This window comes from Synechococcus sp. OH2, from assembly GCF_047462155.1.
Lineage (GTDB): Bacteria > Cyanobacteriota > Cyanobacteriia > Thermostichales > Thermostichaceae > Thermostichus.
Genome location: NZ_JANSIR010000007.1, coordinates 4,379 through 12,370, shown reverse-complemented (window position 1 = coordinate 12,370; position 7,992 = coordinate 4,379). Strand labels below are relative to the sequence as shown.

Here is a 7,992-nt window from a genome sequence, read left to right as displayed (position 1 = left end):
CCCAGCGGGGCGGCTTTGGTAAGCTGGTTACGGCTTTGGCAGCAGGGATCCCATGGACAGCCTCCAACTCTGGCAGCGCTACTGCGATTGGCTTTACTACCACCCTGAGCTGGAAATTTTTGTGGATATCAGCCGCATCCGCTTTACCCCTGCCCAAGTGGAGGCGCTGCGGCCTCTCTTTGCCCAGGCCTTTGCCCAGATGCAGGCTCTAGAAGCCGGGGCCATCGCTAACCCCGACGAAGGCCGCCAGGTGGGCCACTACTGGCTGCGGTCGCCAGAGCTGGCCCCCACGCCGGAGATCCGGCAGGCAATTCAGGAGTGTATTGAACAGGTGGAGACCTTTGCAGAAAAGATCCACCGCGGCACAATCCCGGCTAGTGGGGGAGGATGTTTCACCGAGCTGCTCTGGCTTGGCATTGGCGGATCGGCCCTGGGGCCGCAGTTTGTGGCCGAGGCCCTGGCTCCGCTGCAGCCGCCCTTGAACATCCACTTCATCGACAACACGGATCCCGACGGGTTTGATCGCGTGCTGGGGCGGCTAGCGGACAAACTGGGACAAACCCTAGTAATTGTTGCCTCCAAGTCCGGCAGCACACCTGAGTCGCGCAATGGCTTGGTGGAGGTGGCGCTGGCCTACCAGAAGGCCGGGATCCCCTTTCCTGCTCATGCGGTGGCCATCACTGGGCCTGGCAGCCAATTGGAGCAGCAGGCACGGCAGGAGGGGTGGCTGGCAATTTTTCCCATCTTCGACTGGGTGGGGGGGCGCACGTCAGAAACCTCGGCGGTAGGCCTGTTGCCGGCGGCGCTGCAGGGGATTGATATCCGGGCTTTGCTGGCCGGGGCCGCCACCATGGATGAGGCCACCCGCGTACCCCATCTGGAGCGCAACCCCGCTGCCCTCTTGGCCATGGCCTGGTACATCGTCGGCGAGGGGCGGGGGCGCAAGGATATGGTGGTTTTACCCTACAAAGATCGCCTGGCGCTGTTTAGCCGCTACCTGCAGCAGTTGGTGATGGAATCCCTGGGCAAGTCCCACGACCTAAAGGGCAACCTGGTGGAGCAGGGCCTAACCGTCTACGGCAACAAGGGCACCACGGATCAGCACGCCTACGTGCAGCAGCTGCGGGATGGTCTCAACAACTTCTTTGTGACCTTCATCGAGGTGCTCCAGGATCGCGAGCCCGGGATCCCTTCCCCCTTTGTAGAGCCCGAGGTAACCAGTGGCGACTACCTAGACGGCCTGCTGCAGGGCACCCGCCAAGCCCTCTACGAAAACGGGCGCGACTCCATTACCGTAACCCTGCCGCGGGTGGATGCCCGCTCCGTGGGAGCCCTGATTGCTCTCTACGAACGGGCAGTGGGCCTCTACGCCTCTCTCATCCAGGTCAACGCCTACCACCAGCCGGGGGTGGAAGCGGGCAAGAAAGCAGCCAACGCCGTCCTGCAGCTCCAGCGTCAGGTGCTGGAGGTGATGCGAGAGCAAAAGGGATCCCTGACCTTGCCCCAGTTGGCGGAAAAACTGGGCTGCCCGGAGCGCGTCGAAACGCTGTACTGGATTGTGCGTCATCTGCATGCCAATGGCCGCGGCTTGGTTTTGGTGGGGGATCCCGGTCGACCGCTGGAGCTGAGCATCCAGCCCCGGCCCGCCTAAGCCTGCTGTTGCCTGGATGGGGTGCGAGGGCTGGAGCCGGCCAATCTGTACCTCACCTTAAGCTCCTCCAGAGCAGCCGGCCTACCTGTCTAGGATTGAGCAAGAGCCCACTGCAGGAGGAGACGATGGATCAACCTGCCGCCGTCCTGCCTTTACAAACCCCAAAAGATGTCTCCATCGAGGACATTGAGCAGGAGCTGAACAAGATCTGGTCTTCCAAAGGAGAGAGCGTCGCTGCCCGCGCCGCCACCTTTACCCTGGTGGTGTATGAATCGCTAGACGATGCCCTGTTGCTGCCCTCGCCTACCGTCGAGGCCATCGCCACCCAGAACCCCTGCCGCGTCATCGACCTGCGGGCCAAACGGGAGGGAGCCGCAGAGGACGCCATCGAGGCCCAGGTAGCCGCCTATTGCCCGGTGACCCGTGAGCAGCGCAGCTCACTGGTGTGTTGCGAATACATCACCCTGAAAGCGCCGGAAGCAGCTCTTGTACGGGCTTGCAGTACTGTTGCCTCGCTACTGATCCCCAACTTGCCCACTTTCTTGTGGTGGCAAGGAAACCTGGACTTAAACAGCTTGCTGTTTCAAAAGTTGGTGGCCCTGAGCAACCGGGTCATTGTCGATTCGCGAGGCTTTGTCAATCCTGAGGAAGACCTGCAGGAAATGGACCTTCTCATCCGCGAGGGCCACCACTGCGGGGATCTCAACTGGCGCCGGCTGCTGCCCTGGCAGGAGCTTACTGCCCAAGCCTTCGATCCCCCCGACCGGCGGGAGTCGCTGTACTGGATAGATCAGGTAACGATTGACTACAAAGCCGGCAATCCCTGCCAGGCTCTCCTTTTCTTGGGCTGGCTAGCCAGCCGGCTAGGGTGGACGCCCACCGAGCGAGCCCAGACTCAGGAACATGACTATGAGATTGACCGCATCCGCTTCCAAACCCAAACAGGAAGCGAGGTGAGGGCAGAATTGGCTGCCGTACCTTTGGCTTCCGAAATGAGCCAGCCGGGGGATCTCATCGGGCTGCGCCTCACCTCCAGCAACCAGGAAGTTGACGCCTGCACCGTGCTCTGTTCGGAAACCACGGGGTGCATGCGCATGGAGGCCATGGGAGGTGCCCAGAGATGCGTGGTTCGCCAGGTGGCCCCCCTGGAGCACGATTCCCTAGAAACGCTCCTGGCTGCCGAGTTGCAGCGGCCTGGCCCCGACTATCTTTACGAAGAAACCCTGGGGGTAGTGGCCCAGATCCTCAAGTTGCAGAGAAGCTAAAGGACAGGGTAGAGTCCCAAACTCCTTCGCAAGGGTCTTGCAACTCCCCGTTTGGCCAGCGAAAGCCTTGACTTCTCAGGCCACCTTGAGAGATTTCCTGTTGAAGCCAGCTCAGCGCAGCCCTAGGACAGAAGCCAGCACGCTGTGGCCTACCAGCGCTTCCACTGCAATGCTGATGGCAAATCCCAGCATGGCCAAACGCCCGTTCCACCGCTCAGCTTGCTCAGTCCAGCCAATTTCCCACGTGGGCGGAGCCTCGTACTGAGGCACATATCGCGGACGGGCAGCACCCTCCCAGCCCGCAGGGCGCTTGGAGTTGAAGAAAGCTATCGAACCGATGGCAATAGCAGCCACCAGCCCGCTCACCATAACGGCAATGTAGGGAAAGAAGGGGTTGTCGAGTGTCATCGGCCTGTTCTGCTGAGTCGAAAAGCCAACAGCTTGAGTGGTGAGCCGATCGGGCAGCCCCCAGATAGGAGGCCCGACCCGGCGTTTGCGTAAAACGAGGTTCTGAACTATTGCAGTCCCAGCCACTGGGCAAGAGTGGTGGCGAAAACACTGTGGCCCACCAGTGCCTCTGTGGCAACGCTGATCACCAAACCCACCATGGCCAGGCGGCCATTCCAACGCTCCGCTTGCTCCGTCCAGCCCGGGATCCAGTCGTTGGTGGTGTCGTAGTATTGGGCCACAGAAGCGGAGTCGAGGCGAGAAGGGATCCTAGGAGAGGATTGCATAGGTGATGCCTTGTAACTGGATGTAAACAAACTTAACATCAAATTACAGTCCGTGACAACTCTCTTCTGCCGGCAAGGGAGAGTTTTCGGGGCGGCTGGCCAGAGCAATGCCATACTGAGGGAGGTAGGCTTCTGCGCAGACTATGGCGGTATCCCCTCTTTCTTCTCCCAAGCTGGAACAGGCTTTTGACACCGCTGCCGACCTAGCTGCCCAGGTGCGGTTGGATTTTCCAATCCTGCAGCGCCAGATCAACGGCCAGCCGCTCATCTACTTTGACAACGCGGCCACTTCTCAGAAGCCGCTGGCGGTTTTGCAGGCAATGGATCACTACTACCGCCACAGCAACGCCAACGTACACCGGGGGGTGCATACCCTGGGCAACGAAGCTACGGAGGCCTACGAGGGGGCGCGGGAGAAGATTGCCCGCTTTGTCCATGCGCCTTCCCCGCAGGAGCTCATCTACACCCGCAACGCCAGTGAGGCCATTAACTTGGTGGCCTACAGTTGGGGCATGAGCACCTTAGAGCGGGGGGATGAGATTATCCTGTCGGTGATGGAGCACCACAGCAATTTGATCCCCTGGCAATTCGTGGCTCAGAAGACGGGGGCCTGCCTCAAGTTCATCCGCATCACGGCCGAGGGTGAGTTGGATCTGGAGCACTACCGCTCTTTACTCGGCAATCGCACCCGGCTGGTGGCGGTGACCCACGTCTCCAACATGCTGGGATCCATTAACCCTGTTCAGGAGGTGATTGAGCTAGCCCATCACTATGGGGCTAAGGTGCTTCTGGATGCCTGTCAAAGTGTGCCCCACATGCCAGTGGATGTGCAGGCCCTGGATTGCGATTGGCTGGCCTTTTCTGGCCATAAGATGTGCGGTCCCACAGGCATTGGGGTGCTCTACGGCAAACGGGAGCTGCTGCGGGCCATGCCGCCCTTTTTGGGTGGGGGCGAGATGATTGCCGAGGTGGACTGGGATCACGCCACGTATGCCGATATCCCCCACAAGTTTGAGGCAGGCACACCGGCCATTGCCCAAGCGGTGGGTTTGGGGGCAGCCGTCGACTACTTAAGCCAGATTGGGCTAGAGCGCGTGCATGCCCATGAGCAAAAGCTAACCGCTCGCCTCCTGGAAGGGATCCAGGGCATTCCAGGCATTACAGTCTATGGTCCCAAGGATCCGGCGCGCCGGGCAGGGCTGGTCAGCTTTGCGGTGGAGGGCATTCACCCCCACGATCTGTCCACGCTGCTGGATGAGCAGGGGATTGCCATCCGGGCTGGCCACCACTGCACCCAGCCGCTACACCGCCACTTGCAGGTGCAGTCGACAGCCCGGGCCAGCGTTTACCTCTACAACACCCTGGCCGAGGTGGATCGCTTCCTGGAGGTGCTGGCAGAGGCGGTGGCGTTTTTCAGAGAAGCCTTGGGGTAAAGGTGCGGGGGGTCCATCGCCGAGGAAGTCGATGCTGAGCCCACATCGCCCAGCTGAGCCGGAAAGCGGGGGGAGCTCCCCAATGCTCTACCGCCGCTTTGGGAGCACGCAGCAGCTCATGTCGGCTTTTTCTTTGGGCAGTATGCGCCTGGTCAACGTGCCACCAGAACAGGCCCAGGCCACGGTGGCAGCGGCGCTAGAAGCAGGGATCAACCACCTAGAAACGGCGCAGGCCTACGGCCAGGCCGAGGTGCTTTTGGGGGAAATCTTGCAGAGTCTGGCGGTGCCGCGGCAGCGCTTGATCCTAACCACCAAGCTCACGCCTGGCGAGAGGCTGCGGGAACGGCTGGAGGGATCCCTGCAGCGGCTGCGGGTGGAGTACTTGGATCAGTTTGCCTTCCACGGCATCAACCTACCCGAACACCTGGAGTGGGTACTGCAGGAGGGCTTGCCGCTCCTTAGGCAGGCGCAGCAGGAGGGCCTGGTGCGCTACATCGGCTTTTCCACCCATGGATCCCTGGAGCTAATCCTGCAGGCCATCCAGACAGGCCATTTTGACTTTGTGAATTTGCACTACCACTTTTTCCAGCAGCGCAATGCCGCGGCCCTGGAGGCGGCAGCCCAGCAGGATATGGGGGTGTTCATCATCTCCCCCGCCGACAAGGGGGGGATGCTCTACCGCCCGCCCCAGCGCCTGCAGGAGAGCTGTGCGCCCTTTAGCCCCTTGGAGTTTGCCTACCGCTTTTTGCTGGCGGATCCCCGTATCCATACCCTTAGTTTGGGCGTTACCCATCCCAGCGAGCTGCAGACAGCCCTGGCAGCCCTGCGGGATCCCGAGCGTTGGTGGACAGAGGGCCTGCAGGTGCAGGAGCGGCTGCGCCAAGCAGAGCAAGAACGCCTGGGATCCAGTCGCTGTAGCCAGTGCTATGCCTGCTTGCCCTGCCCAGAAGGGCTCCACATCCCAGAGGTGCTGCGGCTGCGCAACTTGGCCATTGCCCATGAGATGACCGAGTTTGCCCAGTACCGCTACAACATGTTTGGCCAGGCGGGGCACTGGTTTCCAGGAGTGCCTGCCGACCGCTGCAGCGAGTGCGGCGACTGTCTGCCCCGCTGTCCGGAGCACCTGCCGATCCCAGAGTTGTTGGCGGAAACTCACCGCCTTTTGCACCGCTCTCCCATCCGGCGGCTGTGGGAGTGAGAGAGGGGAGTTCAAGACTCTAGCGCCGTTTGCCGCGCAGGGTTTTGGTGCGGTTTTGTACCTGTCTCACGAACAAGGGCAGTAGCTGTTCCTGAATGTAGGCAAAGGCTGCCGGGAGGCCTTCTCTTTCGTAGATGAGGCCGATTTCTGCTTCCACCTGGGTGGGATCCCGGAGAGCCGACAAAAATTGGTTGGAAGTGAGCCAGGTGAAGAGTTCGGCGCGGCTAAGATCGCAGCCGGGAGGGGAAGGCACCTGCCAGTCGGGCGGTGGGCCGAGCAACCACTGGCGGGCAAATAGGCTCAGCACTGCATCTCCCAGCCACGCCTTGTCCCGCCGAGATCCCTCGTCCAACTGGGTCACCTGCTGTCTGATGGTCGAAGAAAATTGGGATCCGGGCACCATGGGAGCTTGGCAGCACTTAGGAGGAGCGGCAAGGGCAGCAGAGCTTCCCTGTCTCATTCTAAGATGGGGTCTGGCCCACCCTCAGCAGGTAAAGGGGTGGAGTTGGATGTTTTGAGGATCCCAGGGCATGTTGTTGGAGCTCACCCCAGAAGAGTGCGAGTCGGTGATCCCGCTGGTGCCTACGCGGCTCCAGTACGCAGCTTACTGGAGCGATGCCCTCAACAGCGTAGGCCGGATCATTACAGCCATTTTGGTGGGCGTAGCGCTGCTGGTGCTGTCTCGCGCTTTTGGCGAGGGATCCTTCCTGGGGGCGGTCTCCTTTCTGGCGGGGTTTCTCTCGTTGCTCTATCCCTTTCTGTGGGGGCCGCTGTACACCATCTCCCGCCGGCAGCTAGCCTTTCGCGAGATCCCGTACGGAGGACTGTTTTTTGGGCAGGTGTTGAGCACCCGCCGCTATGAGGTGGTGGTGGAAGAGCGGGAAAAGGTGGGTGAAGACGGGCAACTCTATATCGAAGAAGTGCGCGAGCGCCAGTTTGAGATGGAAATTGGCGATGAAACAGGAGTCCTCTACCGAGTGCGGGCCAGGGACGATCCCCGCTACCGGCGAATTGTTAAAAAACAATCGGTGCTGGCGCTGGTGAAGGCCTATTCGCGCGATCTGCGGCGCCGGCCGACCTTGAGCGAAGTCTACGTGGTCAAGCTAGGGGAATGGGTGGGAGATGTCTCCTATCTGGATCGGGAGGCGTTTTTGGAGTTGGCCGACGAGCTGCTGGCGCTCGAGCTAGGACCGGAGGCAAAAGCATAGGGAGGTCGGAGGCAAGCGATGTCGGAGGCTGGAATCACCCGCGCGGCTTGGATCGTGGCGGCCTTGGTGGTGTCGGCAGCCCTGGGGCCGCGGTTGGCTCTACCTTTGTCTGGGATGGTGGGCTTGGTGATTGTCGAACAAGTGGCCTTTGGGGGGCGGCTCTCAGGGTTGCTGGGCGCGCTCCTGGATTGGGCTTCTCCAGCCTATCGGCGGCGGGTCATCTGCCACGAGGCAGGACACCTTTTGGTGGCCCACCTGCTAGGGATCCCCTTGCGCGGCTACGTGCTGGGCCCCTGGCAGGCTTTCCGACACGGGATCCCCGGCTACGGGGGAGTGGAGCTGGATCAAGCCCCCATGCGCACCTGGGAAGCCCAGGGGGGCATCCCCTGGGCAGATCTAGAGCGCTACGGCCTGTTTTGGATGGCAGGGGCTGCCGCGGAGTCTCTCCAGTATGGCCAAGTGGTGGGGGATGAGGAGGATAGACAACAGTTGGCCAAGCTGCT

Annotated in this window: 8 protein-coding genes and 1 pseudogene; 6 read left to right on the top strand and 3 right to left on the bottom strand. The window is 61.3% G+C overall.

Features of this window, described 5'->3' with window-relative positions; genetic code table 11:
• Positions 1 to 52 precede the first annotated feature (52 nt).
• On the top strand, positions 53 to 1,651 hold the full coding sequence (locus NW835_RS00460) for a glucose-6-phosphate isomerase (RefSeq protein WP_414365743.1): 1,599 nt from the start codon (positions 53 to 55) through the stop codon (positions 1,649 to 1,651).
• 125 nt (positions 1,652 to 1,776) lie between these two features.
• Positions 1,777 to 2,916: a glucose-6-phosphate dehydrogenase assembly protein OpcA gene (locus tag NW835_RS00455; protein ID WP_414414234.1), complete on the top strand. Its 1,140-nt coding sequence runs from the start codon at positions 1,777 to 1,779 to the stop codon at positions 2,914 to 2,916.
• A gap of 111 nt (positions 2,917 to 3,027) precedes the next feature.
• Here NW835_RS00455 and psb35 read toward each other — a convergent pair whose 3' ends face one another.
• Positions 3,028 to 3,324 (bottom strand): photosystem II assembly protein Psb35, encoded by a 297-nt coding sequence (gene psb35, locus NW835_RS00450; RefSeq protein ID WP_414414233.1) that lies wholly within the window; start codon positions 3,322 to 3,324, stop codon positions 3,028 to 3,030.
• 107 nt (positions 3,325 to 3,431) lie between these two features.
• Positions 3,432 to 3,650 (bottom strand): hypothetical protein, encoded by a 219-nt coding sequence (locus NW835_RS00445; RefSeq protein ID WP_414364163.1) that lies wholly within the window; start codon positions 3,648 to 3,650, stop codon positions 3,432 to 3,434.
• Positions 3,651 to 3,793: 143 nt separating this feature from the next.
• Between NW835_RS00445 and NW835_RS00440 the strand changes: the two genes are divergently transcribed.
• Together NW835_RS00440 and NW835_RS00435 are read left to right on the top strand one after the other, a co-directional pair.
• Entirely contained in the window at positions 3,794 to 5,083 is a 1,290-nt protein-coding gene (locus NW835_RS00440; RefSeq protein WP_414414232.1) for a cysteine desulfurase, read from the top strand.
• Positions 5,084 to 5,165: 82 nt separating this feature from the next.
• Positions 5,166 to 6,281, top strand: coding sequence for an aldo/keto reductase (locus NW835_RS00435; RefSeq protein ID WP_414414231.1), 1,116 nt, complete (start codon positions 5,166 to 5,168; stop codon positions 6,279 to 6,281).
• Between the two features lie 19 nt (positions 6,282 to 6,300).
• Here NW835_RS00435 and NW835_RS00430 read toward each other — a convergent pair whose 3' ends face one another.
• On the bottom strand, positions 6,301 to 6,684 hold the full coding sequence (locus NW835_RS00430) for a hypothetical protein (protein WP_414376423.1): 384 nt from the start codon (positions 6,682 to 6,684) through the stop codon (positions 6,301 to 6,303).
• 127 nt (positions 6,685 to 6,811) lie between these two features.
• Here NW835_RS00430 and NW835_RS00425 point away from each other — a divergent pair, with 127 nt between their 5' ends.
• Positions 6,812 to 7,489, top strand: coding sequence for a hypothetical protein (locus NW835_RS00425; RefSeq protein WP_414370457.1), 678 nt, complete (start codon positions 6,812 to 6,814; stop codon positions 7,487 to 7,489).
• Positions 7,490 to 7,507: 18 nt separating this feature from the next.
• Positions 7,508 to 7,992, top strand: a pseudogene (locus NW835_RS00420) (hypothetical protein); the annotation flags it as partial.